Source organism: Shinella sedimenti, from assembly GCF_022601905.1.
In the GTDB taxonomy this organism is placed as follows: domain Bacteria; phylum Pseudomonadota; class Alphaproteobacteria; order Rhizobiales; family Rhizobiaceae; genus Shinella; species Shinella sedimenti.
In genome coordinates, this window is sequence record NZ_JAKVIN010000002.1 from 159,802 (window position 1) to 185,289 (window position 25,488).

Genomic DNA, 25,488 nt, shown 5'->3' on the forward strand with positions numbered 1-25,488 from the left:
CAGTCATCGACGATGTCCCGATAAGCCATCCTGCAGCATATGGCAATCCGTATCCGTGTGCGAAGGATGGGCAAAACGTGCACCTACGGTTGCCTCCCGGCAGCTGCTGTGCGAGGTTCCGGGCGACTGCGAAGGAGGTGCGGATGCGGGATCGGTTGTGGTCTTTTCTCTTGTCTTTCTCCGTGGTCGGCCTGCTGCTCGGTACGCTGTTCTTCGCGGTTTCGCTGACGCCGAGCCTGTTGCCGCGCACCTATGTCACGCAGGGCATTCTTTCGGGTGTCGCCATGGCCTGTGGCTATGGACTGGGCGTCGCGCTTGCCGCGCTCTGGCGCTGGTTCGAGCTGCCGGTGACGCAGGGGCCGGTGCGGCTGTGGCTTCGGGTTGTCGCCGGCGCGCTCTGCGCCATCGTCGTGCTCGTCTTCCTCTGGCGCGCGGCCGAGTGGCAGAACTCCATCCGCACGCTGATGCATCTGCCGCCGATCGAGACGGCGCATCCGTTCTATGTCGGCGCCATAGGACTCGGCATCTTCCTGCTCCTGCTTGCCTTCGGCAAGCTCTTCGCCCTTGTCGTGCGGCTCATTGCCAGCACGTCGCGTGTCGCCGCGCCGCGGCGGGTGTCTTACGTCATCGGCACGGCACTCGCCGCCACGCTATTCTGGACGATGGCGGACGGGCTGCTGCTGCGCTTCGTGCTGCACACGGCGGATTCCTCCTTCCGCCGGCTCGACCAGGTCATCGAGCCCGACACGGAAGAGCCTTCCGACCCTTTGAAATCGGGAAGTAACGCCTCGCTGGTGCGTTGGGACGAGCTTGGCCGTATGGGGCGCTCCTTCGTGGCCAGCGGCCCCTCGGCGCAGGATATTGCCTCATTCACCGGCAAGCCGGCCATCGAGCCGCTGCGCATCTATGCCGGGCTCAATGCAGCCGAGACGCCGGAGGCGCGCGCGCGGATCGCGCTCGACGAGTTGATCCGCGTCGGCGGCTTCGAGCGCGCGACGCTGCTGGTCGTGATGCCGACCGGCACTGGCTGGATCGATCCCGAGGCTCTGGATACGGTCGAGTACCTGCACCATGGCGATATCGCGAGCGTCGCCATCCAGTATTCCTATCTCGCAAGCTGGCTGTCGCTGATCGCCGAGCCGGATTACGGCGCGGAGGCGGCCCGCGCGCTGTTTCGCGCCGTCTACAATCACTGGACGACGCTGCCGAAGGAAAGCCGGCCGAAGCTTTATCTCTACGGTCTCAGCCTGGGTGCACTGTCGTCCGAGCAGTCTGCCGAACTGTTCGAGGTGATCGGCGATCCCTATCAAGGAGCACTATGGGCCGGCCCGCCGTTCCCCAGCCGCATCTGGCGCAAGATGACCGCTGACCGCAATCCCGGCACGCCGGCCTGGCTGCCGCGCTTCCGCGATGGTTCCTATGTGCGCTTCACCAGCCAGAAGAACGTGCTGCCGGAGGCCGGCGACCACTGGGGCCCGATGCGCATCGTCTACCTGCAATATGCCAGCGACCCCGTGACCTTCTACGATCCCTATTCGCTGTATCGCCAGCCTGCCTGGATGGCCGTCCCGCGTGGACCGGATGTCTCGCCGGACTTTCAGTGGTATCCGGTGGTCACCTTCCTGCAATTGACGCTGGACATGGCGATGGCCACCACCGCGCCGATGGGGCTGGGCCATGTCTATGCCGGCGAGCACTATATCGACCCTTGGATTGCGGTGACCGACGTGCAGGACTGGAGCGACGCCGATATCGCCCGCCTCAAGGAAAAGTTCCGCGCCGAGCGATAAGGCCCGCGTGGGAAGACACGCGTTTGCCCCCCATCCGCAAACAAAAACGCCGGGGCAGGGCCCCGGCGTTCGCATGTCTAGGTCGCGCCTGGTTACTCGGCGGAGACGATCTTGCCGTCTTCCCACTTGAAGAGCGAGAAGCTCTGCGAGGTGAGGTCACCGGTTTCGCCATAGGTCAGCTTGCCGATGGCGGTCGGGATCTCTTCGCCGGACTTCAGCGCAGTGGCGACAGCGGCCGGGTCATCGGCGCTGCCGGCCTTCTCGATGCCGGCCTTCAGCACTTCGACGGCGGCGTAGGCATTGAGCGTGAAGGCTTCCGGCGGAATGCCCTTTTCCTTGAGCGCGGCGACGGCGGCCGAGGAGTCGGGGTTCTTCAGCGCGTCGGATGCGTTGGTGAACAGCGTACCGGCTGCGGCTTCGTTGCCGATGGCCCAGTATTCGCTGTTAGACAGGCCCTCGCCGCCGATGATGGTGGCGTTGACCGACAGGTCCTTCAATTGGCGTGCGAGCAGGCCGCCTTCCGGGTGGTAGCCGCCGAAATAGATGACTTCGACGCCATCGGCCTTGAGGCGGGTGAGCAGCGAGGAGAAGTCCTTCTCGCCGGGCGTGACGGAATCATAGAGCGCTTCTGTGATGCCGCCGGCATTGATCGCTGCCTTGAACGCATCGGCAAGACCCTTGCCATAGGCGCCCTTGTCGTGGATCACAGCGACCTTCTTGTCCTTCAGGTTCTTCAGAACATAGGCGGCGGCGACTTCGGCCTGCTGGTCGTCGCGGCCGCAGGTGCGCAGAACATTGGTGAGGCCGCGGGCGGTGAGGTCCGGTGCCGTCGCCGTCGGGGTGACCATCAGGATACCGTTTTCGGCCAGCACGTCGGAGGCCGGAATGGCGACGCCCGAGGTGACCGGGCCGACGACGAAGCGGATGCCTTCGCCGACGATCTGGTTGGCGGCCGAAACACCCTGCTTGGGCTCGCCACCGTCATCGGTCAGCTTCAGCACGACCTGTTCGCCGAGGATGCCGCCGTTCTTGTTGATCTCGGCGACGGCCGCTTCCGCGCCGTTCTTGACCTGGTCGCCATAGGCTGCGACGGGGCCCGTCAGCGGGGCGATGAGGCCGATGACGATATCGGCATGGGCAAGCGGGGCGAAGGCGACGGAAGCAGCGAGCAAGGCTCCGGCGAAAATTGGCTTCTTCATGATGTTCTCCTCAACGGGGGCCATCGGGGCCCGGTTGCAAGCGCCCATGCATGCGGATGGCGTTGGCCGAAATCCGGGTGCAGGGGCCGTGTTCAGCGGTCCGGAACAATCGTGCGCGAGAGGCCGGCTAGCTATGGATTGATTAGGCCGCGAGGGCAAAAAGAGCAACAAAATAATGCATTTGCATCTTTGATGGGCGGATCAGCCGCATAGATGGGACAGACTTCCGGCAATTGAATCAAAACGAATTGTTAAGATTTACCTTTTATAAATATCCTCGATTTTCGAGGAACTGCGATGCGTTGCGTATTGATCGTCGTTCTCCTGCTGCTTGCCGGTTGCGCGTCTGTCCCCAGGCAGACACAGAATGCCTGCGCGATCTTCGAGCAGCGCGATGGACTTTTCGATAACTGGCGGAAAGCCGCCTATGGTGCCCAGCGGGAATATGGCGTGCCCGTGCCCGTGCTGATGGCAACGATCTACGCCGAATCCGGTTTCAGGCACAATGCGCGCCCGCCGCGCACCAAGCTGTTCGGCTTCATTCCGTGGAAACGCCAGTCGTCGGCGCTCGGCTTCTCGCAAGCGCTCGACGGCACCTGGAAGCGCTACCAGCGCGAGACAGGCCGCTGGGCGGCAAAGCGCACCAACTTCAACGACGCGATCCGCTTCATCGGCTGGTATCACACAGAGAGCAACCGCCGGAACGGCATTGCCCTCAACGATACCTACCGCCTCTACATCGCCTATTATCACGGTCATACGGGTTATCAGCGCGGCAACTGGAGCGGCACGGCAAAGGCCGGCGCGAAGCGGGCCTCGACCATGGCGTCGAATTATGCCCGCCAGCTGAGGTCCTGCGGCGGCTGGTAATCCGCCGTCGCAAGGCATGCGGAAAAATGTCGACCCCTTGTCGGATCGGGCCCGCGCCCCACGTCCTTGTCCTGTGCAAAACAGGAGGAGACGCTCATGACCTATGTTGACGGTTTCGTGCTTGCCGTGCCGAAGGCCAATATCGAGGCTTACAAGGAGATGGCCCGCACCGCTGGCGATGTCTGGAAGGAACTTGGCGCGATCGACTACGTGGAATGCATCGGTGACGATGTGCCCTATGGTGAACTGACCTCGTTCCCCCGTGCCGTGCAGGCGCGCGACGACGAGGTCGTGATCTTCTCATGGATCACCTACCCATCCCGGGAAAAGCGCGACGAGATCAATGCGAAAGTGATGAAGGATCCGCGCATGCAGGGCGACGCGTGGAAGGACGTGCTGGACGGCAAGCGCATGATCTATGGCGGCTTCCGGCCCTTCCTCGAGTTGTGAGGCCGCGCGGCCTGCGCTATCACTCTCCCATCCGTCAGGAAAGGACGCAGCATGAACCACCTCTATTACGCGATCGTCGGTGATACGACGGATACCAATATGGGGCTCGCCCGCTTCATGGGCGTCATCGTGGTGTTCATCGTGCTGGGCGGCGGTCTGTCCTGGCTTATCGGTTGAGGCGGCTTTCATCGTGCCGCAACGCATGATCGAGATATCCACGCGCGGGCAGGGGCTCTACGAGTTCACCCGCGAGGTAGAGGCTTTCGTTCGTGAAGCCGGCGTAACGGAGGGGCTTCTGACCGTCTTCGTGCGCCACACCTCCTGTTCGCTGCTGATTCAGGAGAATGCCGATCCCGACGTGCGGCACGATCTCGACCGGTTCTTCCGCCGGCTCGTGCCGCCGTCCGATGATCCCTCCATGCGCTGGGTCGTTCATACGATGGAAGGACCGGATGACATGCCGGCGCATATAAAGGCGGCGCTCACGCAGGTCTCCATCGGCATTCCCGTCATGGCCGGACGGCTTGCGCTCGGCACCTGGCAGGGGCTCTATCTCTTCGAGCATCGTGATCGCCCGCACCGGCGCGAGATCGTGCTGCATCTCGGCGCCTGACGGGAACCCTTTTCGGGCTCGCCCGTTTGGCGCCTTGCCCATCGAGAGGAGACCCCCATGGCTGATACGACCGACCTTGCCCGCACCGTCATCGCCGCGCTGAACGCCCGCGATTTCACCACGCTTTCCGCCCGTGTGCAGGAGGATGTCGTCCTCTCCGGCATCGGCGAGGGAAGCGACAATGGCCGTGAGGCGCTGCGCGACCGCTTTGCCCGCTATTTCCAGTCATCCGACGAGACCTATGCCGATGCGCTCGTCATGAGCGATGCCGCAGGCCAGGCGGTGGCCATCCGCGTGACGGCGCATGGCAAGACGGCGGGCGGCGGCACCTATTCGCGCGAAAAGATCCTGCTTCTGGAGGTCGATGAGGGGGAAATCACCCGCGTTGCCCTGTTCAACGGTTCATGAAGTTGAACGCAGGCTGAACGGACGATTCCATTTGCGTTCAGCATCGCAGCCATAAGGTGTTTTCAATCGCCGGTCAGAAAAGGTTCTGCCGGAGCCAACAGGAGCCTCTCATGAAGACCTTTCTGACCAAGACCATTCTCGCCGCCGTCCTCGGTCTCGGCGCCCTGACTGCTTCTGTTCCGGCCGCCTCGGCTGCCGGCCTGAGCGTGACCATCGACAACGTCGGCTACCGCAACGGTTTCCTTCAGGTCCAGCAGGGCTGGGGCGATGATGGCGGCTGGGATCGCCGTGACCGTCGCGACCGCGGTGACCGCTGGGATCGCCGTGACGATCGCCGCCATGGCGGTGGCTGGGGTCGTGGCCGCGGCCGCTGCGCACCGGGCCTTGCAATCGAGAAGGCGCGCGATTTCGGTATGCGCCGCGCCAACATTGCCGACATGTCGCCACGTCGCGTCGTGGTCGAAGGCTTCCGCCGCGGCGAATATACCCGCATGATCTTTGCCAACGAGCGCGGTTGCCCCGCCATGTGGCGCCGCTGAACAGCTGCGGGGCCGGCGTAACGCCGGCTTCCGCGAGGAAAGCTGTTCGCCTCGTCACCCCCGGCCGGCGAACGGCCTGCCCTCCCGACATCGTCGGGAGGGCTTTTGCGTTTTGATGTCCTTGGGAAGCGCCCCGATCCTGTCAGCAACGAAAAAGGGCCGGTTTCCCGGCCCTTCGTCATTTCTGCAAGCGTGCGCTGTGTCAGTTGTTCAGCGCGAAGGTCACGTTGACGGTGACGGAGTAGCTGTTCTCGCCGGCTGCGATCGGCACCGATCCGCTGGCAGCGAAATCCTTGGCCATGGCGCGGGCGATCGGCATCGCTTCGGCGCGGTAGGACGTTTCGGAAATCTCGATCACGCGGCCGAGGCCCACACCGGCGGCTTCCGTCAGTTCCTTCGCCTTGGCGACGGCATTCTCGACGGCCTTCTTGCGGGCGGCGCTCACGGTCGATTCCGGCTTGTCGTTGACGAAGCGGATGCCGCTGCCCTGGTTGGCGCCGAGCGTCACGGTCTTGTCAACGATCTCGCCGAGCTTCGTCAGGTCGCGCACGCGCAGCGTCACCGTGTTGGTGACCTGGAAGCCGATGAGAACCGGCGGCGGGTTTTCGCCCGTCGAGCTCTGCGGATACTGGTACTGCGGGTTGATCATGAAGCCGGAGGTCTGCACGTCGCGTTCCTCGATGCCCGCTTCCTTGAGGGCGGCGAGGATGTCGGCCATGGCCTTGTTGTTGGCGTCGAGCGCCTCGCGGGCCGTCTTGCCGTCCTTGACGACGCCGAGATCGACAACGGCCATGTCGGGGGCCACTTCCGCGCTGCCTTCTCCGGTCACGATGATGGTCGCCTCGCGCGGCTTTGCGGCGGCGGCATCCTGGGCGTGCGCGGCAAGCGGCAGGGCGGTGGCGGCGGCAAGCGAGAGGGCGAACAGGCTGGCGCCCGTGCGACGGCCGGTGATTGCATGGAACATGCTGGCAAGTCTCCTGATGATTGTGTCCCTTGTCGTGTTCATCGTCGTTCATTGTGTAGAGATTACGGCAGTGCTTGTGAGAAAAGACTATTTCGTCTAGACGGTTAACACCGTCGGCCGCCATTGACCGACGAACCCCCGCCGCCACGGCCGGGAAGGGCCTGTAGCTCAATGGTTAGAGCCGGCGGCTCATAACCGCTTGGTTGGGGGTTCGAGTCCCTCCGGGCCCACCAAAATACTTTAAAATCAACGATCTACCAGAATGTTTGCCACCGTGGATGGCTGGGCGGTGAAACGGAGTGCTTTCTGCGGTAGGGTGCTGACAGCGGCCGGGAGGCCGGGTGATGAGGAGAATAGCATGAAGGATAGACAGTTCGGGCGCACGGGCCGTGTCGTTTCGGAGATCGGGTTCGGGGCCTGGGCCATCGGTGGAGCCTGGGGAGATGTTTCGGAGGATGAGGCGCGGGGCGCGCTGCATGCGGCGCTCGATGCCGGCACCACCTTCATCGATACGGCCGATGTCTATGGCGACGGCCGTTCGGAGCGCATCATCGCCGACGTGCTGAAGGAGCGCGGCGGCGAGCGGCCCTATGTGGCCACCAAGGCGGGGCGCCGCGCCGCGCCGCATGTAGCGGACGAATATAATCGTAAGAACCTGACCGCCTTCATCGACCGCTCTCTGCAGAACCTTGCAACGGATTGCCTCGATCTGGTGCAGCTGCATTGCCCGCCGACGGAGGTCTATTACCGTCCCGAGGTCTTCGGCATCCTCGACGACCTCGTAGCGGCGGGCAAGATCCGCAATTACGGCGTTTCTGTCGAGAAGGTTGAGGAAGCGCTGAAAGCGATGGAATATCCCGGCGTCGTGTCGGTCCAGATCATCTACAACATCTTCCGCCAGCGCCCGGCCGGCCTGTTCTTTCGTGAGGCCAGGGCGAGGAATGTGGCGGTCATCGTGCGCGTGCCGCTGGCCTCGGGCCTGCTGACGGGCAAAATGAATGCAGCGACGACGTTCGCCGCGGACGACCATCGGGCGTTCAACCGCAACGGCGAGGCCTTCGACAAGGGCGAGACCTTCTCTGGCGTACCTTATGACGTAGCGCTGGAGGCTGTCGAAGAGGTGCGCAAGCTGGTGCCGGGTAATGTCACCATGGCCCAGTTCGCGTTGCGCTGGATCCTGATGGAAGAGGCTGTCAGCGTCGTGATTCCGGGCGCGAAGAATGCCGGCCAGGCCAAGGGCAACAGTGCGGCAAGCGACATCGCCGCCTTGCCGGCCGAGACGATGGGCGCATTACGCGCGCTGTATCGCGAGCGGATCGCGCCGCATGTCCACCAGCTCTGGTAGGCATCACGCGAATCAGGCGGCGGCGGATATCGCCGCCGCCTGATTTGCGTGTGCCGGTCCTGATGCGGATCAGAAGTTGAGAAATTGCTTGGGGTCCTTGCGCGCGCGCATCAGAAGATCGAGCTCCCGCTTGGACGGGCCGAACTTCTCGAAAAGCCGTTCGGCTTCCGTGTGCGACAGCCCATAGGCCGTGCGAAAGCTATCGAGCGTATACCGTTCTCCCGAAAGCCGCCGGTGATCGGGAAAGAGCTTAGACTGTTCCTGCATCTGCCATCGTGCCCAAACAAGGTTGCGTGCCCTTTCAACCGGTTGGGGCGGGGATTGTTCCGGCGGCACGCAGCAAAATCACGGGCAAAATTCGGGTGCATGTCCAAGCGTGAAAGGATTGCAGTGCAGCATCGCGATTTGGGAGTTATCTGCCTGGAGGATTACCGCATGAACCGTCTCGTTGCGACTGTTATCGGCTTGCTTGCCCTCGGCTTCAGCCCATCGATAGCAGCTGCGGAAGGTGCCTATGTGGCCTGTGACAACGGCTTGCGCTGCTTGGTCGTGCCGTGCCCGTCGACCACCGTCCGCGACCTTGCCAGCGGCCGCGACATCAAGGGCGTCTATCCCGATATCGATGGCTTGCCGGAAACCGATCGGCAGCGCCTTCGTGACACCGACGCGCTCTATTTCGGGACGCGCGTGCTGCGTGGTCATATCGAGGACCGCGAGACGGTGATCAGGGGCAGGACACACCGCCTGCCCACACTCGTCGTGACGGGTCTCGACCGTGCCGCGACCGCCGCCGAGCGGCGTCATTGCCCGCGGCGCTGAGCGCGGCAGCCCGGATTTTTCGCTGAACGGGTGCCGCGCACGGTCCCGGCAGGGTGATTTCGCGTGAACGAATATGCTCGCGAAGGCGGGCTTGTCCCCGTTGTCCGTTCCATGTGCCGGGTCTTTCGCGATGCGGCTTTTGCCCTATCCCGGCTGAAAGGGAACCGGTTTTGCAAACGTCTCGAGCATTGTTGACTAACTCTAGTAATTCCCTAGGCTTTTGGCAGAAACGCACAGGAGGTTGGACATGTCTATTTTGGTGAAACGGGTAGGGGCCTTGCTCCTGGGTGTCGGGCTGGCCTTTGGCAGCGTCACGGCGACGTGGGCGCAGACGACATTGCTCAACGTGTCCTACGATCCGACCCGCGAACTCTACAAGGATTACAACGAGGCCTTCGCCAAGCACTGGAAGGCCGAGACCGGCGAGGATGTGACGATCCAGCAGTCGCATGGCGGCTCGGGCAAGCAGGCCCGCGCGGTGATAGACGGCCTGGAGGCCGATGTCGTGACGCTGGCGCTCGAAAGCGACATCAACGCCATCGTGGAAAAGACCGGCAAGATCAACAAGGATTGGCGCACGCGCCTGCCCAACAATTCCTCGCCCTACACCTCGACGATCGTCTTCCTCGTGCGCAAGGGCAATCCCAAGGGCATCAAGAACTGGGGCGACCTGGTGAAGGGTGACGTGCAGATCGTGACGCCGAACCCGAAGACCTCGGGCGGCGCGCGCTGGAACTACCTCGCTGCCTGGGCCTGGGCGAACGAGGAATTCGGTGGCGATCAGGACAAGATCAAGGCCTATATCGCCGATCTCTACAAGCGGGCGCCGGTTCTCGACACGGGAGCGCGCGGCGCCCTGACGACCTTTGCCCAGCGCCAGATCGGCGACGTTCTGCTCGCCTGGGAAAACGAAGCCTATCTGGCCGGTGCGGAATTCGGCGCTGATGCGTTCGACATCGTCGCCCCGCCGATCTCGATTCTCGCCGAGCCGCCGGTCGCCGTGGTCGATGGCAATGTCGATGCCAAGGGCACGCGCAAGCAGGCCGAGGCCTATCTGAACTACCTCTACTCTGAGGAAGGCCAGAACATCGCAGCCAAGCACTTCTATCGCCCTTCCAAGCGCGAAGTGGTGAAGCCGGAGTTGCTGCAACAGCTTCCCGAGATTAAGCTGGTCACCATCGACGACCCGATCTTCGGCGGATGGGCCAAGGCGCAGCCCGAGCACTTCGGCGACGGTGGCGTCTTCGACCAGATCTACAAGCCGGGGAACTGAGAACGTTGACGACGACTGCTGCTGCTTCCGGGCGGTGGCGACTGAAACAGCCGAGCGTTATTCCGGGTTTCGGACTGACGCTCGGTTTTTCGCTCGCCTATCTCACGCTCATCATCCTTATTCCGCTTGCCGGCCTCGTCTGGCGTTCGGCAACGCTCTCGGGTGCCGAATTCTTCGGCATCCTTTCCGATCCCCGAACGATCAATGCGCTGAAGATCTCCTTCGGCACCGCTTTCATCGCGGCCATCGTCAATGTGGTCTTCGGCGTCATCGTCGCCTGGGTCATCGTGCGCTACGAGTTTCCCGGCCGGCGCATCGTCGATGCCGTTGTCGACCTGCCCTTCGCGCTGCCCACAGCGGTTGCCGGTATCGCGCTTGCGGCGCTCTATGCGCCGAACGGCTGGATCGGCCAGATCCTCAATGTCTTCGGCATCAAGGCGGCCTTCAACCCGACGGGCATTGTGATCGCGCTGGTCTTCATCGGCCTGCCCTTCGTGGTGCGCACCGTGCAGCCTGTGATGGAGGAGATCGACAGCGAGATCGAGGAGGCGGCGGCGACGCTCGGCGCAAACCGTTTCCAGACGGTCTTCCGCGTGCTGCTTCCGGGCCTGGCGCCGGCCATCCTCACGGGTTTCGCGCTCGCCTTCGCCCGCGGCGTGGGTGAATACGGTTCCGTCATCTTCATTGCCGGCAATATTCCCTATGTGTCGGAAATCGCGCCGCTGCTCATCGTCATCCGGCTGGAGGAGTTCAACTACGGCGCAGCGACCGCCATCGCCACGATCATGCTGGCGCTGTCCTTTGCCATGCTGCTGGTCATCAACCTCATCCAGGCATGGAGCCGCAGGAGATATGGTCATGGCGCATAAGTCTTCCCGCCGCCTGCGCTCTCCTACGACGGAGGCGCCCGCCGCCCGCTACACGCTGATGGCGCTGGCCTTCGTCTTCCTGGCGCTTTTCCTGCTGTTGCCGCTGGCCGCCGTGTTTATCGAGGCATTCCGCAAGGGAACGGAGGAGTTCCTCGCGGCTTTCGGCGATCCCGATACGCTGGCCGCCATCCGGCTGACGCTGCTGGTGGCCGTCATCGCGGTGCCGCTCAACCTGGTCTTCGGCGTGGCGGCGGCATGGGCCATCGCCAAGTTCGAGTTCAAGGGCAAGGCGTTCCTGACGACGCTGATCGATCTTCCCTTCTCGGTCTCGCCGGTCATTTCCGGCCTTGTCTATGTGCTGTTGTTCGGCGCGGGCAGCGTGCTCGGTCCGTGGCTCAAGAGCCATGGCATCGAAATCCTATTCGCCGTGCCGGGCATCGTTCTCGCCACCATCTTCGTGACCTTCCCCTTCGTGGCGCGCGAGCTCATCCCGCTCATGCAGGAGCAGGGCACGGGCGACGAGGAGGCGGCCCTGTCACTTGGGGCAAGCGGCTGGCAGACCTTCTGGTATGTCACGTTGCCCAACATCAAGTGGGGCCTGCTCTACGGCGTGCTGCTCTGCAACGCGCGCGCCATGGGCGAGTTCGGCGCGGTCTCGGTGGTCTCGGGCCATATCCGCGGCCTCACCAACACGATGCCGCTGCATGTGGAGATCCTCTACAACGAGTACAATTTCGTCGCCGCCTTCGCGGTGGCGTCGCTGCTCGCCGCACTCGCGCTCGTTACGCTGGTCGTCAAGACGGCGCTCGAACTTCACTACGGCGCGGAAATCGCCGCCGGCCGCAAGCATTGATCTGAAAGGCACGCCCGCAATGGACGTCAGTGTAAAAAACCTTCGCAAGGAATTCGACCGTTACCCGGCGCTGCACGATGTCTCGCTCGACATCCGCTCCGGCGAGCTGATCGCGCTTCTGGGGCCGTCCGGCTCCGGCAAGACCACCTTGCTGCGCCTCATCGCCGGCCTCGAGCAGCCCACGCTCGGCAGCATTCACTTCGGCGATGAGGACGCCTCGCACAAGACCGTGCAGGAGCGCAATATCGGCTTCGTGTTCCAGCATTATGCCCTTTTCCGCCACATGACGGTGGCCGACAACATTGCCTTCGGGCTGACGGTGCGTCCGCGCGGCGAGCGGCCTTCCAAGGCCGAAATCCGTCGTCGCGCCAGCGAGCTTCTGGAGATGGTACAGCTGTCGGGGCTGGAGAAGCGCTACCCCAACCAGCTGTCCGGCGGCCAGCGCCAGCGCGTGGCGCTCGCCCGTGCCATGGCGATCGAGCCGCGCGTGCTTTTGCTCGACGAGCCGTTTGGCGCGCTCGATGCCAAGGTGCGCAAGGAGCTGCGCCGCTGGCTGCGCGAATTCCATGACCGCACCGGCCACACCACCGTCTTCGTCACCCATGACCAGGAAGAAGCGCTGGAGTTGGCCGACCGCGTCGTGGTGATGAGCCAGGGCAAGATCGAGCAGGTCGGCTCGTCTGACGATGTCTACGATCGGCCGAATTCGCCCTTCGTGTTCTCCTTCATCGGGGACAGCGCGAGTGTGCCGGTCAGCATCGTCAATGGCTCGGTGCGTTTCCGGGGCAACGAGATCGGGGTTGCCACGCGCCAGGGCGATATCGCCAGCGGCGAGGCGACGCTGTTCTTCCGCCCGCAGGACGTGACCCTCGTCACCGACCCTTCCGCACCGGCGCTGGAAGGGCGCGTCGTGACGTCCCGGCGGCTGGCTGGCACGCGTATCGCCGATCTGGATATCGGCGGGGCGGACGAACCGCTCCATGTGGAGATCGAGGTGCCGCTGGATGCGCAGGCGGCCAACGGCACGTCGATCCGCTTCCGTCCGCTCCGCTTCAAGCTGTTTGCGAAATAAAGGGAGGGGCCGGCCTTAGTCGGTCCCTGTTCCGAAGGCCTGCCGCAGCGCCTCGTCATGCGAGCGCAGGGATGGACCCTGCGCGAGCGGTATCACCAGGACGAGAACGACCAGCGACGTGATGAAAAGCGCGCCTGGCAGCAAGAACCTCGATTTCACGCATCACCTCATATCTGCATGCGCCCCTTTTTCCCGCTCAACCTGACAGAGGGCTGAATGGGCGGGGCTGCATTCGTTCAGCCGTCTGTCAGCTTGCATGGGCAGGGAAGGCGTCAGAATGGCGGAGCGCGAATGCGCCTTCGCCGGATGGACGTGAAAGGATACACCATGCGCGAAGGAAGCGGCCGCTTCACCCTGTGGCGGCCCGAATTGGGAAGCGTCACCGTCAGCATTCTGACGGCGCTTTACCTGCTGGCCCTGACGAACTGGAGCTTCTGGTCGAAGGGCTGGCTCTACCTGCAAGGCCGGCCGACAACCTTCGCCTCCATCGCCATCGGCATCACCTGCCTCTACATCGCGCTTTGCGTTGCCGTTTCGGTAAAATATACGATGAAGCCCATCTTCATCGTGCTCATCCTCGGCGCGGCCTCGGGCGCGTGGTTCATGGACCGCTTCGGCGTCGTCATCGACATCGAGATGATCCGCAACGCCGCGCAGACCAACAGCTCGGAAGCGGGCCATCTCGTCACGCCGGGCTTCCTGCTGCACATGTTCGTCTACGGCGTCCTGCCGTCGCTTCTCCTGATGTGGGTTCGGGTGCGGCACAGGACCTTCCTTGCGAAGGTGCGCGGCAACCTCGCCGTCATCGCGCCGGCTCTGGTCATCGCGCTCGTCGCCGGCCTGTCGCATGGCCGCATCTATGCCGCCACCGTTCGCGCCCATCACGACTGGTTCGAGACGCTCAATCCCTTCGTGCCGCTCGTCACGGCCATCCAGTATGCTGCCGGTGAGACGAGTGACAGCAACATCGTGGCCGCCCCGCTGGGCGAGGACGCCCATGTCGCCGACAGCCCGCTTGCCGAACGCAAGCCGCGCCTGATGATCGTGGTCGCCGGCGAAACGGCGCGCGCGGAGAATTTCTCGCTTGGCGGGTATGGCCGGAACACCAATCCCGAGCTTTCCAAACAGGATATCCTGTATTTCCCGCAGACGTCGAGCTGCGGCACGGCGACCGCCGTTTCGCTGCCCTGCATGTTCTCCGTCTATACGCGGGCGGAATATACCCATCGCAAGGGGCTGGAGACGCAGAACCTCGTCGACGTGCTCGGCCATGCCGGCGTGAATGTCGAATGGTGGGACAACAATACCGGCAGCAAGCAGATCGCCAGCCGCATCAAGGAGCTCGAGCTCTTCAAGAGCGGCATTCCCGGCCTCTGCTCCGGCGAGGAGTGCCGCGATCAGGTGCTGCTCGACAATCTCGATGCGTTCATCGGGTCGGTGAAGTCCGACACGGTACTCGTCCTGCACCAGATCGGCAGCCACGGGCCGGCCTATTACCAGCGTTACCCGGAGGAGTTCCGCCACTTCACGCCCGAGTGCCGCGCCGCCGATTTCTCCGAATGCAGCCGCGACGAGATCGTCAATGCCTATGACAACTCCATCGCCTATACGGACCACATCCTTTCAACCGTCATCGACAAGCTGCGCGGACAGGAGAATCGCCTCGACGTCTCCATGATCTACATGTCGGATCATGGCGAGTCGCTCGGCGAACTCGGTCTCTACCTGCACGGCACGCCCTATATGATCGCGCCGAGCCAGCAGACCCACGTGCCGTTCGTGCTGTGGCTCGGCAAGGATGAAAAGGCCGCCTATTCCGCGGATTGCCTCAAGGCGGAAACGGAAAAGCCGCAGTCGCACGACAATCTGTTCCACACGGTGCTCGGCATGATGCGGGTGCAGACGAAGGTACGTGACCCCGCGCTCGACCTCATGTCGGCGTGCCGGCTTGGCGCGCTCAGCTGAAACGGGGGCGATGGCGAGGCGCACCGCATCCATGTATTCTCCGGATTCGGAAGGCGGGCGAAAACGCGCCGCTCACAGACGGAGAGTGCGGCGCTTGAGGGTTCTGCTGACCGAAGACGATGCCGTTCTGGGCGAGGCCGTGCGCGATTACGTCGCCGGCCTCGGCCATGCGGTGGACTGGATGCAGACACTGGAGGACGCGCGTTCGGCGGCGGATACCGTGGCCTACGACCTCCTCCTGCTCGATCTGAGGCTGCCCGACGGCAGCGGGCTGTCGCTGCTGAAAGCCTTGCGCCGGGCGGGCGCGACCATGCCGATCATCATCCTCACTGCACATGACCAGATTTCCGACCGCATCGAGGGATTGAACAGCGGCGCGGACGATTATCTCGTGAAACCGTTCAATCTCGGTGAGCTCGGTGCGCGCATGCTGGCCGTCGCACGGCGCTATTCGGGTGCCGCGGTGCCGGTGGTGGAGGCCGGGCCGCTGACGATCCGGCTCGCCGACCGGCGCGTGCTGCGCGAAGGTGAAGTGATCGATCTTTCCAGCCGCGAATGGGCCGTGCTCGCACGTCTTGCGGCGCGCCCGGAGGCGATCGTCTCCAAGGGGCAGATCGAAGAGGCGCTCTACGCCTTCGGCTCCGAAATCGAGAGCAACACGGTGGAGGTCTATGTCAGCCGGCTGCGCAAGAAGCTCGGCAAGGATTGCGTCGAGACGCTGCGCGGCATCGGCTACAGGCTCGGCCGATGAGGGGAATCAACAGCCTCGCCGGCCAGCTCATGCTGTGGATCGCCGGCACGATTACCGTGCTCTGGCTCGTGGCCGTGGCTTTTGGCGCGTTCGTCATGCGCGAGGAATTCGGCGAGATCTTCGACGGGGTTCTGCAGGAGACGGCCGAACGGCTTGTGCCGCTCGCGCTGGACGATCTTCTGGCGCAGGCAAAGGCGGGTGCCGCGCTGCGCCGGGGCTCGCTGCCGGCCGAGCCGGGCGAGGGCAACCTGACCTATCAGGTCCGCGACGGTGCCGGCAACGTGCTTCTTCATTCCCATGCCGCAGCCGAAAAGCCCTTCGATGCACCGCTGGAGACCGGGTTCTTCGAGGGCAGGGACGGGCGCGTCTACACCGCCTCGGATGAGGACGGCACGATCTTCGTGCAGGTGGTCTATTCCGCAGACGAGCGGCAGGAGGCGGTGATGGAGGGCTCGCTCGCGCTTCTCCTGCCGGTGCTGCTGATCGTTCCGGTCACGCTTCTGGCGGTGTGGTTCGTGGTGCGGCGCGTGCTGTCGCCGGTGGAGGCGCTGCGCGCGGCGATCGGCGAAAAGGACGGCGGTAACCTCGCGGCCATCGAGGAGGTGAGGCTTCCGCGTGAGCTGAAGCCGATCCAGCGCTCGGTCAACCTTCTGCTTGCCCGCCTGCGCGCCGTCATCGATGCCGAGCGCGAATTCACCTCAAACAGCGCGCATGAATTGCGCACGCCGCTTGCCGGCGCGCTCGCGCAGACGCAGCTGCTCCTCTCCGAACTGAAGGATGGTCCCGTGCAGACCCGTGCCCGCCAGATCGAGGCTGCGCTGCAAAGGCTGACCAAGCTCACGGAGAAGCTGTTGCAGCTCGCCCGCGCAGAAGCCGGCGTCGGTGTGACCGAAGCCACATTCGATGTTGGCGATGTCGTCAATCTCGTCGTTACCGATTTCCAGCGTTCCTCCGACGATACCACACGCATTCGCCTGCACGGCCATGGTTCGGCTCCTGTGCTGCGCGGCGGCAATGCCGACACCTTCGCCATCGTGGTGCGCAACCTCGTGGAAAACGCGCTTTTGCACGGACAGGAAGGCGAGCCGGTCGATATCCACATTGCACCGACGGGCAATGTGCGCGTCGTCAACGCCGCGCCGGCGATGACCGTTGCCGAACTTGCGGCCGTTCGCAAGCGCTTTTCCCGCGGCAAGGCGCTTGCAGCCGGCTCGGGGCTCGGGCTTTCCATCGCCGAGCGGCTTTTGTCGCAGATGCGCGCCAGCCTCGTCCTGACATCGCCGGCACCGGGTCGTTTGGATGGTTTTCAGGCAGAGATCGTGTTTCCCGTCCCGGATTGATGCCCGGTTTGCCCGGTTCTGTTTTCTTTTCGCACATCCTCGTTTCCCGGCGTTCTTAGCTGGAACACCGTCGCCGTCCTGTGCGATATTTTCTGTCTTTGTGTGAGAAAAATGTGGCTTTGTGCCATGTTTTGTGGTTTTATGTGTTTATAATCAAAAACAGGTGGGGAACATGGGTCGTAAACCGGAAGAGTATGCGCGCCTGCTTGCCAGCGCGCTTTGCAAACTGCATGCAGCAGAAAGCGGCGGGGCATACCCCCTGGTTTCTGAAAACAGTATCCGCGTCATCAGCGAAACCTTCGCAACAGCGATTGATGAAGCGCGGAAAATCTATATCGAACAAGATCTTGTGGCGCGGCGTGAACGCCACGAGCGCATTCATCTTCATTCCTGAGCCCGTGCCGGCCGTCCGCGGCCGTCATGTCCCGCGATGACTTTCCGGTCGCCGTGCGCTAGGTGTTTGTGCATCGAGCACGGCGATTTCGGGGAGAACGGGCATGACGGACTGGGGCAGCACCGGCAAGGGAAGGATCGCGCTGGTCACGGGCGGCGGCACGGGTATCGGCCTTGCCATCGCCCGAGGGCTGAGCGCGGAAGGCTATGCCGTGATCATCACCGGCCGGCGCGCCGCCGTCTTAGAAAAGGCGGCCGCGGAGATTGGCGCCGAGACCGGCCAGGCCGTCCGGGCGATCGTCTGCGATGTCGGCGATCCCGTTCAGGTGCAGGCGACCTTTACAGAGGTGAAGCAGGATTTCGGGCGGCTCGACCTTCTCGTCAACAATGCCGGCTCGAATGTCTCGCCCGCGCTTCTGGAGGACATTCCCTTCGAGGAATGGACGAACATCCTTGCCGCCAATCTCACCGGCGCGTTTCTCTGCACGCAGCAGGCGTTCCGCCTGATGAAGGATCAGAGTCCACGCGGCGGGCGTATCATCAACAACGGCTCGATCTCTGCCACCACACCCCGCCCGAACTCGGCACCCTACACGGCGACCAAGCACGCCATCTCCGGCCTTACCAAGTCGACGGCGCTCGACGGACGCAAATACGGCATCGCCTGCGGCCAGATCGATATCGGCAATGCCGCCACGGACATGACAGCGCGCATGAGCACCGGCGTGTTGCAGCCCAATGGCGAGACGGTGCGCGAGCCGACCATGTCGGTCAAGCACGTCGCCGATGCGGTGATCTACATGGCCAGCCTGCCGCTCGACGCCAATGTGCTCGACATGACCGTCATGGCGACCAACATGCCCTTCGTTGGTCGCGGATAGCGGCGGGCGCTACACCGAGTGTCAGCGCCGCGGCTCTCCGCCTGCGGCATAGACCGTCTTCTGCTGGAACTTGAAGATGTGGCCGCAGCGGCAGCGGATCATGTGCTTGTCGGGATACTTCGATGGCCGCTCGGTGGCGAAGCCGCGCGGCAGTTCGTCCACCCTGAAATCGGGGTCTTTGCGCGTCGGCATGTCGTCTTCCGATACTTCCGCATAGCCGGAATGGCCGCACATGGCGCATTCTAGTTTGCGCGAATAGCGGTCGCGGGCGGCCATGGGAACTCCTTCGTCGGATCTGATTTGCCGTTAATAGGCAGCGCGCGGGGCAGTTTCAATGCTTCATGCCGCAAGAAGCGCCTGAAGGATGGAGATGATGCGCCGGTGCTGATGCGCATGGCGCGTGCGCACGTTTACTGCGGCATAGACGGGCTGTAGGATCGGCTCGGCGCCCTCCACACGCTGCACCGTGCCGGCGCGCACCAGCCGTTCGGCATCGGCCCGCGTCACGAAGGCGGAGCCGCCGAGTTTCTGCATCAGGGCGAGGATCGCGGTGGTCTCGCCGCTGGCGATCGGCGCCGTCGACAGGTCGGGATGCGCCTGCCGGTGCATTCGGTCGAAGGCAGGAGAATAGACGGCCTGGATGTAATCGTCCGGGCGCACATCTTCGATGCGGCGCACCCGGTTGCTCACCATCTCGTAATGCATGTCGCCGATGCGCTCATAATGCAGGTCGGGCAGGTAGTGCGGCGTGAAGAGGATGGCGAGGTCGAGGTCGCCCGCACCCAGATCGCGGTTCATCTGGCTGGAATAATCCACCTCCAGATAGATGGAAGTGGCCGGCAGTTCGCGGCGCACGGCGGCCAGCCATTCGCCGGCATAATGGGCAGCGAGATCGTGCTGCAGACCGATGCGCATGGAGCGCTCGTAGGCACCGGCCGTCTCTACCGCGCGCGTTGCCTCATGCCATTGATGTTGCAGCGCTTTCGCGTGGTCTAGAAAGCGCAGCCCCGCGGCCGTCGGCTGCGTTCCGCCCTTGTTGCGGGCAAAGAGTTTGCGCGCGAACTGCGCCTCCAGCGCATTGATGCGATGTGTGACCGTGGATTGCGTCACGTTCAGCCGCTCAGCCGTGCGGTTGAAGTTGCGGGTTTCCATCAGGTCCAGGAATGTCTCGATCAGAACGATTTGCATGAAGGCGCCGTCTTTTCCCGAATGTTTCGAGGAAATGTAATCGGTGCTTTCGATTAATAAAGCAAAATCCGCCGGGTTGCCGCCCTTCGCTTTGATTGCCAAAAATCAAGCGCAAAGAAGGGGAACGAGAATGTCCGCACTGCCAAGCCATGCCCGCGTCGTCATCATCGGCGGAGGCGCCGTCGGCGCGTCCGCGCTTTATCATCTGGCAAAGGCCGGGTGGACGGATTGCGTGCTGCTCGAAAAGAACGAACTGACCGCCGGCTCCACCTGGCATGCCGCTGGCAATGTGCCGACCTTCTCCGCGTCCTGGTCGATCATGAACATGCAGCGCTATTCCGCTTCGCTCTACCGCGAGCTGGGCGCGCTGGTCGATTATCCCATGAACTACCACGTCACCGGCTCCATCCGGCTTGGCCATTCGAAGGAGCGCTTGCAGGAGTTCAAGCGCGTCGTCGGCATGGGCCGCTATCAGGGCATGGACCTCGACATTCTCACGCCCGACGAGATGCAGGGAAAATACCCCTTCCTCGAAACGCACGACCTGACCGGCGCACTCTTCGACCCCTATGACGGCGATATCGACCCCGCGCAGCTGACGCAGGCGCTCGCCAAGGGCGCGCGCGACATGGGCGCGAAGATCTTCCGCTTCTGTCCCGCCACCGGCGCGCGGCGCGAGGGCGAGGAGTGGGTGATTTCGACGCCGCAGGGCGAAATCCGCTGCGAGAAGGTCGTCAACGCCGCCGGCTATTATGCGCGCGAGGTGGGAAAATGGTTCGGCCGCGAGGTGCCGATGATGGTGATGAGCCATCAGTACATTCTCTTCGAGGAAATCCCCGAGCTTGCCGCATGGTCCAAGGAAGCCGGCCACAAGCTGCCGCTGCTGCGCGACGTGGATTCGTCCTACTATCTCCGCCAGGAGAAGACGGGCATGAATCTCGGCCCCTATGAGCGCAATTGCAAGGCACACTGGGTGACGCCTGATGATCCGATGCCGGACGATTTCTCGTTCCAGCTTTTCCCCGACGATCTCGACCGTCTCGAATGGTATCTCAACGATGCCGTCGAGCGCGTGCCGATCCTCGGCACGGCGGGCCTGTCGCGCATGATCAACGGTCCCATTCCCTATGCGCCCGATGGCAATCCGCTGATCGGTCCGATGCCCGGCGTGCCGAACGCCTATGAGGCCTGCGTGTTCACCTTCGGCATCTGCCAGGCCGGCGGCGCGGGCAAGGTGCTGGCCGAGTGGGTGACGGAAGGTGAGACGGAGTGGGACATGTGGTCCTGCGATCCGCGCCGCTATACGAGCTTCGCCGCGAATAAGGATTACTGCATCGCAAAGGGCATGGAAATCTACGGCCACGAATATGCCATGCACTTCCCCAAGCATGCCTGGCCGGCAGGACGCGACCAGAAGCTCTCGCCGATCCACGATCGCATCAAGGCGCTCGGCGCGCAGTTCAAGCCCTATAACGGCTGGGAGCGCGCCATGTGGTACGCCAAGCCCGGCGACGACATATCCGAAGAATCGACGCAGACCTGGAACCGCGAGGGTCCGTGGCGGCCGCGCATCGAGGAGGAGTGCCGCGCCGTCACCGAGGCCGCCGGCATTCTTGATCTTCCCGGGTTCTCGCGCTTCCGCGTGAAGGGTGAGGGGGCGACGGCGTGGCTCTCGACGTTGACCACCGGCAAGCTGCAGAAACCCGGCCGCATCGGTCTTGCTTATTTCGCCGACGACAAGGGGCGCATCGTCACGGAAATGTCAGTGATGATGCTGGACGAGGATTTCTTCTTCCTGATCACCGCCGCAACCGCCCAGTGGCACGATTTCGAATGGCTGCAAAAGCATCTGCCCAAGGATGCAGCCTTCACCATCGACGACGTGACCGAAAGCTTTTCCTGCCAGATCCTCTCAGGCCCCAATTCCCGCGCCATCCTTGCGGAGGTTTCGGATGCCGATCTTTCCAAGGGCTGGTTGACGCATCAGAGCTGCCAGATCGCCGGCCGCTGGTGCCAGCTGGTGCGAGTCTCCTTTGCCGGCGAACTCGGCTGGGAAATCCACACGAAGATCGAGGATACCGCCGCCATCTTCGACGCCGTGTGGGAAGCAGGCCAGAAGCATGGCCTCAAACCCTTCGGCATGGAGGCGCTGGACAGCCTGCGCATCGAGAAGGGCTATCGCGCCTGGAAAGGTGATCTTTCGACCGATTACACCATCCTGCAAGGTGGTCTCGACCGTTTTGTCGACTGGAGCAAGCCCGATTTCAAGGGCAAGGCGGCGCTGGAGCGCGAGAAGCAGAACGGCGTCACCAAGCGCTTCGTGCTTTTGACGGTGGAGGCCGGCGACTTCGACGCGCCCTACATGTCGACGCTGTGGCATGGCGGACAGGTGGTCGGCGAGACCACCTCCGGCAACTGGGGCTACCGTGTCGGCAAATCCATCGCGCTCGGCATGCTGCGCGCCGACCTCGCCGTGGCAGGCACCGAGATCGAGGTGGAAATCTACGGCGACCGTTTCAAGGCAGTGGTCCAGCCGGACGGGCCGCTTTTCGACCCCAACAATGAAAGACTGCGTGCATGAGCAAGCCCATCCCTTCGAAGGCAAGAGCCGTCATCATCGGCGGCGGCGTGTCCGGCTGTTCGGTCGCCTATCATCTGGCGAAACTCGGCTGGACGGATGTGGTGCTGCTGGAGCGCAAGCAGCTGACATCAGGCACGACGTGGCATGCGGCGGGCCTCATCGGCCAGCTGCGCGCCTCGCAGAACATGACGCGGCTCGCGAAATATTCCGCCGACCTCTACACCAAGCTCGAGGCCGAGACCGGCATCGGCACGGGTATGCGCCAGTGCGGCTCGATGACGGTGGCGCTGACGGAGGAACGCAAAGAGGAGATCTACCGCCAGGCCTCGCTTGCCCGCGCCTTCGATGTCGACGTGCGCGAGATTACCGTCGATGAGGTGAAGGCGATGTATCCGCATCTCAACACAGCGGATATCAAGGCGGCCGTGCATCTGCCGCTCGACGGCCAGTGCGATCCAGCCAATATCGCCATGGCGCTTGCCAAGGGTGCGCGCCAGAACGGTGCGACCGTTCTCGAAGGTGTCAAGGTCATGTCCGTCGAGACAAAGGACGGCCGCGTGACGGGCGTCACCTGCGAGCAAAACGGCGAGACGTTCACCATCGAGACCGAAAACGTCGTCAACGCCGCCGGCATGTGGGGCCGCACGCTGGCTGACATGTCGGGTGTTACGCTGCCGCTGCATGCCTGCGAGCATTTCTATATCGTCACCGAGCCGATCCCGAACCTCCAGCGCCTGCCGGTGCTGCGCGTGCCGGATGAATGCACCTACTACAAGGAAGATGCCGGCAAGATGCTGATCGGCGCCTTCGAATTGAAAGCCAAGCCCTGGGGCATGGACGGCATTTCGGAGGATTTCTGCTTCGACCAGTTGCCGGAGGATTTCGATCACTTCCAGCCAATCCTCGAAAACGCCATCAACCGCATGCCGATGCTGGAAACGGCCGGCATCCACACCTTCTTCAACGGCCCCGAGAGCTTCACGCCCGACGACCGCTACTATCTCGGCGAGGCGCCGCAGCTGAAGGGCTACTGGGTCGCGGCCGGTTACAACTCCATTGGCATCGTCTCCTCCGGCGGTGCGGGCATGGCGCTGGCGCAATGGATGAACGACGGCGAGCCGCCCTTCGATCTCTGGGAGGTGGATATCCGCCGCGCCCAGCCGTTCCAGAGGAACCGTGCCTATCTCAAGGACCGTGTTTCCGAAACGCTCGGCCTGCTCTATGCCGATCACTTTCCCTATCGCCAGATGGCGACCGCCCGCGGCGTGCGGCGTTCGCCCATCCACGAGCATCTGAAGGCGCGCGGTGCCGTCTTCGGAGAGGTCGCCGGCTGGGAGCGTGCCAACTGGTTTGCGAAGGAAGGCCAGGAGCGCGAGTACCGCTATTCCTGGAAGCGGCAGAACTGGTTCGAGAACCAGAGGCAAGAACACCTTGCCGTCCGCAACGGCGTCGGCCTGTTCGACATGACGTCCTTCGGCAAGATCCGCGTCGAGGGCCGCGATGCGCTGGCTTTCCTCCAGAAACTCTGCGCCAACCAGATGGACGTCGCCCCCGGCAAGATCGTCTACACCCAGATGCTCAACGCTCGTGGTGGCATCGAGAGCGATCTGACGGTGACCCGCCTTTCGGAGACCGCCTTCTTCCTCGTCGTTCCCGGCGCGACGCTGCAGCGCGACCTTGCCTGGCTGCGAAAGCATTTGAAAGACGAGTTCGTCGTCATCACCGACGTCACGGCCGCTGAAAGCGTGCTCTGCGTCATGGGGCCGAAGGCGCGTGACCTCATGCAGAAGGTCAGCCCGAACGATTTCTCCAATGCCGCACACCCCTTCGCCACCGCACGGGAGATCGAGATCGGCATGGGCCTCGCCCGCGCGCACCGCGTCACCTATGTCGGCGAGCTTGGCTGGGAACTCTATGTCTCCACCGACCAGACGGCCCATGTCTTCGAGGCGCTCGAAGAGGCGGGTGCGGATGTCAGCCTGAAACTCTGCGGCCTGCACACGCTGGATTCGTGCCGCATCGAAAAGGCATTCCGCCATTTCGGCCACGACATCACCGACGAGGACCATGTGCTGGAAGCCGGTCTCGGTTTTGCCGTGCGCACGAAGAAGGGCGATTTCATCGGCCGCGACGCCGTTCTCAGGAAGGAAGAGGAGGGGCTGAAGCGACGCATGGTGCAATTCCGCCTCACCGATCCCGAGCCGCTGCTCTTCCACAACGAGGCGCTGGTGCGCGACGGCGAGATCGTTTCGACCATCACGTCGGGCAATTACGGCCACTTCCTCGGCGGTGCCATCGGCATGGGTTACGTGCCCTGTGCAGGCGAGAGCGAAGCCGATATGCTCGCCTCCTGCTATGAAGTCGAGATCGCGGGCGTGCGGGTTAAGGCGGAAGCCTCGCTCGTGCCGCTCTACGATCCGAAATCCGAAAGAGTGCGCGCGTGACCAGCCTTGCCGACCGCCATCGCCGTTTCCATCAACTCCATCAGTCGGGCTGCTTCGTCATCCCCAATCCGTGGGATATCGGCTCGGCGCGCATGATGGCGGCATCCGGTGCGGTGGCGCTCGCCACGACCTCGGCCGGCTTTGCCTTCACGCTCGGCCGGCCCGACATGGGCCGCGTCAGCCGCGAGGAATCGCTCAGGCATGCAGAGGATATCGTGCGCGCCACGCCGTTGCCGGTGTCGGGCGATTTCGAGAACGGCTTTGCCGATGCGCCCGACGATGTGGCCGAGACGATCCGGCTTGCGGCCGAAGTTGGCCTGTCCGGCTGCTCCATCGAGGACACGCAGATGGTGGAGGGTAACCCCGCCTATGCATTCGACCTTGCTGTCGAGCGTATCCGCGCCGCTGCGGACGCCGCCCGTTCGCTCGGCCGGCCCTTCATCCTGTGCGCTCGCGCCGACGGTGTTATGAACGGCGTCTACGATCTCGACGAAGCGATCCGCCGCATTCAGGCCTTCGAAAAGGCCGGCGCGGATCTGGTCTATGTGCCGGTGCCGCCGGGCGAGGCGGAACTGCGCCGCGTCGTCGACGCCGTGGCCATACCCGTCAATGCGCTGGCAGCAGGGCCGCTACGCGCGCTCACCGTGCCTGAAATCGCTGGCATCGGCGTGCGCCGCATCTCGCTCGGCTCGATGATCGCGCGCGTCACCCATGCGGCAATAGCCGAGCAGATGGAGGCGATCGTCAGGGATGGCAGCTTCGCAAAACTGTCGGCCGCCGCCTCGGGGGATCGCATCAACGCGATGCTGATCGCCGGTGCGGACGAGGGCTGAGCCCAGAAGCATTTCCAGCCGAAGCGGGATCGCTTCGGCGTCGAACAA

The 25,488-nt window shown here is 63.5% G+C and carries 27 protein-coding genes and 1 tRNA gene; 22 read left to right on the plus strand and 6 right to left on the minus strand.

What is annotated here, in order from left to right; all coding sequences use genetic code 11:
• Window positions 1-143 precede the first annotated feature (143 nt).
• Window positions 144-1,790, plus strand: coding sequence for an alpha/beta hydrolase (locus MKI86_RS04955; protein WP_241598195.1), 1,647 nt, complete (start codon window positions 144-146; stop codon window positions 1,788-1,790).
• Window positions 1,791-1,882: 92 nt separating this feature from the next.
• Here MKI86_RS04955 and MKI86_RS04960 read toward each other — a convergent pair whose 3' ends face one another.
• Window positions 1,883-2,989, minus strand: a complete 1,107-nt coding sequence (locus tag MKI86_RS04960; RefSeq protein ID WP_241598196.1) for a branched-chain amino acid ABC transporter substrate-binding protein — start codon at window positions 2,987-2,989, stop codon at window positions 1,883-1,885.
• A 297-nt stretch (window positions 2,990-3,286) separates the two neighbouring features.
• On the opposite strand from MKI86_RS04960, the gene MKI86_RS04965 reads away from it, so the two are divergent.
• The 6 genes from MKI86_RS04965 to MKI86_RS04985 all read left to right on the plus strand — a co-directional run bounded on the left by MKI86_RS04965 (window position 3,287) and on the right by MKI86_RS04985 (window position 5,869).
• On the plus strand, window positions 3,287-3,859 hold the full coding sequence (locus tag MKI86_RS04965) for a transglycosylase SLT domain-containing protein (RefSeq protein WP_241598197.1): 573 nt from the start codon (window positions 3,287-3,289) through the stop codon (window positions 3,857-3,859).
• A gap of 96 nt (window positions 3,860-3,955) precedes the next feature.
• Complete coding sequence (locus MKI86_RS04970; RefSeq protein WP_241598198.1) at window positions 3,956-4,309, plus strand: DUF1428 domain-containing protein; 354 nt, start codon at window positions 3,956-3,958, stop codon at window positions 4,307-4,309.
• 51 nt (window positions 4,310-4,360) lie between these two features.
• On the plus strand, window positions 4,361-4,486 hold the full coding sequence (locus MKI86_RS23790; RefSeq protein WP_256464528.1) for a hypothetical protein: 126 nt from the start codon (window positions 4,361-4,363) through the stop codon (window positions 4,484-4,486).
• A 13-nt stretch (window positions 4,487-4,499) separates the two neighbouring features.
• Window positions 4,500-4,922, plus strand: a complete 423-nt coding sequence (locus MKI86_RS04975; protein ID WP_241598199.1) for a secondary thiamine-phosphate synthase enzyme YjbQ — start codon at window positions 4,500-4,502, stop codon at window positions 4,920-4,922.
• A 57-nt stretch (window positions 4,923-4,979) separates the two neighbouring features.
• Window positions 4,980-5,330, plus strand: coding sequence for a nuclear transport factor 2 family protein (locus MKI86_RS04980; RefSeq protein WP_241598201.1), 351 nt, complete (start codon window positions 4,980-4,982; stop codon window positions 5,328-5,330).
• 110 nt (window positions 5,331-5,440) lie between these two features.
• A complete protein-coding gene (locus MKI86_RS04985) occupies window positions 5,441-5,869 on the plus strand; it encodes a hypothetical protein (RefSeq protein WP_241598203.1) in 429 nt (142 codons plus the stop codon).
• Window positions 5,870-6,071: 202 nt separating this feature from the next.
• On the opposite strand, the gene MKI86_RS04990 is transcribed toward MKI86_RS04985, so the two are convergent.
• Entirely contained in the window at window positions 6,072-6,833 is a 762-nt protein-coding gene (locus tag MKI86_RS04990; RefSeq protein WP_241598204.1) for an SIMPL domain-containing protein, read from the minus strand.
• Window positions 6,834-6,990: 157 nt separating this feature from the next.
• Here MKI86_RS04990 and MKI86_RS04995 point away from each other — a divergent pair.
• Together MKI86_RS04995 and MKI86_RS05000 are read left to right on the plus strand one after the other, a co-directional pair.
• Window positions 6,991-7,066 (plus strand) — tRNA-Ile (locus MKI86_RS04995).
• 125 nt (window positions 7,067-7,191) lie between these two features.
• On the plus strand, window positions 7,192-8,178 hold the full coding sequence (locus MKI86_RS05000; RefSeq protein WP_241598205.1) for an aldo/keto reductase: 987 nt from the start codon (window positions 7,192-7,194) through the stop codon (window positions 8,176-8,178).
• A gap of 69 nt (window positions 8,179-8,247) precedes the next feature.
• Here the strand turns inward: MKI86_RS05000 and MKI86_RS05005 are convergent, their stop codons facing one another.
• Window positions 8,248-8,445, minus strand: a complete 198-nt coding sequence (locus MKI86_RS05005; RefSeq protein WP_241598206.1) for a hypothetical protein — start codon at window positions 8,443-8,445, stop codon at window positions 8,248-8,250.
• 168 nt (window positions 8,446-8,613) lie between these two features.
• On the opposite strand from MKI86_RS05005, the gene MKI86_RS05010 reads away from it, so the two are divergent.
• The 5 genes from MKI86_RS05010 (at window position 8,614) to MKI86_RS05030 (ending at window position 13,064) form a co-directional block, all read left to right on the plus strand.
• Window positions 8,614-8,997, plus strand: a complete 384-nt coding sequence (locus tag MKI86_RS05010) for a hypothetical protein (RefSeq protein ID WP_241598207.1) — start codon at window positions 8,614-8,616, stop codon at window positions 8,995-8,997.
• 247 nt (window positions 8,998-9,244) lie between these two features.
• Window positions 9,245-10,270, plus strand: a complete 1,026-nt coding sequence (locus MKI86_RS05015) for a sulfate ABC transporter substrate-binding protein (RefSeq protein WP_134647193.1) — start codon at window positions 9,245-9,247, stop codon at window positions 10,268-10,270.
• 5 nt (window positions 10,271-10,275) lie between these two features.
• Window positions 10,276-11,139, plus strand: coding sequence for a sulfate ABC transporter permease subunit CysT (gene cysT, locus MKI86_RS05020; protein ID WP_241598208.1), 864 nt, complete (start codon window positions 10,276-10,278; stop codon window positions 11,137-11,139).
• On the plus strand, window positions 11,129-11,992 hold the full coding sequence (cysW, locus tag MKI86_RS05025) for a sulfate ABC transporter permease subunit CysW (protein ID WP_241598209.1): 864 nt from the start codon (window positions 11,129-11,131) through the stop codon (window positions 11,990-11,992). The genes cysT and cysW overlap by 11 nt, the downstream gene beginning before the upstream one ends.
• A gap of 19 nt (window positions 11,993-12,011) precedes the next feature.
• Window positions 12,012-13,064, plus strand: a complete 1,053-nt coding sequence (locus MKI86_RS05030; RefSeq protein ID WP_241598210.1) for a sulfate/molybdate ABC transporter ATP-binding protein — start codon at window positions 12,012-12,014, stop codon at window positions 13,062-13,064.
• Window positions 13,065-13,079: 15 nt separating this feature from the next.
• On the opposite strand, the gene MKI86_RS05035 is transcribed toward MKI86_RS05030, so the two are convergent.
• Entirely contained in the window at window positions 13,080-13,223 is a 144-nt protein-coding gene (locus MKI86_RS05035; protein WP_241598212.1) for a hypothetical protein, read from the minus strand.
• Between the two features lie 168 nt (window positions 13,224-13,391).
• On the opposite strand from MKI86_RS05035, the gene MKI86_RS05040 reads away from it, so the two are divergent.
• The 5 genes from MKI86_RS05040 to MKI86_RS05060 all read left to right on the plus strand — a co-directional run bounded on the left by MKI86_RS05040 (window position 13,392) and on the right by MKI86_RS05060 (window position 18,394).
• Window positions 13,392-15,029 (plus strand): phosphoethanolamine transferase, encoded by a 1,638-nt coding sequence (locus MKI86_RS05040; protein WP_241598214.1) that lies wholly within the window; start codon window positions 13,392-13,394, stop codon window positions 15,027-15,029.
• Window positions 15,030-15,123: 94 nt separating this feature from the next.
• Window positions 15,124-15,780, plus strand: a complete 657-nt coding sequence (locus tag MKI86_RS05045) for a response regulator transcription factor (protein ID WP_241598216.1) — start codon at window positions 15,124-15,126, stop codon at window positions 15,778-15,780.
• Window positions 15,777-17,120 carry a histidine kinase dimerization/phospho-acceptor domain-containing protein gene (locus MKI86_RS05050; protein ID WP_241598217.1) on the plus strand — a complete coding sequence of 448 codons (1,344 nt, stop codon included), beginning with the start codon at window positions 15,777-15,779 and terminating at the stop codon, window positions 17,118-17,120. The genes MKI86_RS05045 and MKI86_RS05050 overlap by 4 nt, the downstream gene beginning before the upstream one ends.
• Window positions 17,121-17,292: 172 nt before the next feature.
• Entirely contained in the window at window positions 17,293-17,514 is a 222-nt protein-coding gene (locus tag MKI86_RS05055) for a hypothetical protein (protein WP_241598219.1), read from the plus strand.
• 103 nt (window positions 17,515-17,617) lie between these two features.
• Window positions 17,618-18,394: an SDR family oxidoreductase gene (locus tag MKI86_RS05060; protein ID WP_241598221.1), complete on the plus strand. Its 777-nt coding sequence runs from the start codon at window positions 17,618-17,620 to the stop codon at window positions 18,392-18,394.
• A gap of 21 nt (window positions 18,395-18,415) precedes the next feature.
• Here MKI86_RS05060 and MKI86_RS05065 read toward each other — a convergent pair whose 3' ends face one another.
• Together MKI86_RS05065 and MKI86_RS05070 are read right to left on the minus strand one after the other, a co-directional pair.
• On the minus strand, window positions 18,416-18,670 hold the full coding sequence (locus MKI86_RS05065; RefSeq protein ID WP_241598223.1) for a hypothetical protein: 255 nt from the start codon (window positions 18,668-18,670) through the stop codon (window positions 18,416-18,418).
• Between the two features lie 63 nt (window positions 18,671-18,733).
• A complete protein-coding gene (locus MKI86_RS05070; protein WP_241598225.1) occupies window positions 18,734-19,582 on the minus strand; it encodes a LysR family transcriptional regulator in 849 nt (282 codons plus the stop codon).
• Window positions 19,583-19,712: 130 nt separating this feature from the next.
• Between MKI86_RS05070 and MKI86_RS05075 the strand changes: the two genes are divergently transcribed.
• Genes MKI86_RS05075 through MKI86_RS05085 form a run of 3 tightly spaced genes read left to right on the plus strand, consistent with a single transcriptional unit; the run spans window position 19,713 to window position 25,440 of the window.
• Entirely contained in the window at window positions 19,713-22,163 is a 2,451-nt protein-coding gene (locus tag MKI86_RS05075) for a GcvT family protein (RefSeq protein WP_241598227.1), read from the plus strand.
• A complete protein-coding gene (locus MKI86_RS05080) occupies window positions 22,160-24,607 on the plus strand; it encodes a GcvT family protein (protein ID WP_241598229.1) in 2,448 nt (815 codons plus the stop codon). Before MKI86_RS05075 ends, MKI86_RS05080 begins: the two co-directional genes overlap by 4 nt.
• The gene (locus MKI86_RS05085) at window positions 24,604-25,440 is read left to right on the plus strand and encodes an isocitrate lyase/PEP mutase family protein (protein ID WP_241598231.1); all 837 of its coding nucleotides are present in this window, start codon (window positions 24,604-24,606) and stop codon (window positions 25,438-25,440) included. The genes MKI86_RS05080 and MKI86_RS05085 overlap by 4 nt, the downstream gene beginning before the upstream one ends.
• The last annotated feature ends 48 nt before the right edge of the window (window positions 25,441-25,488 follow it).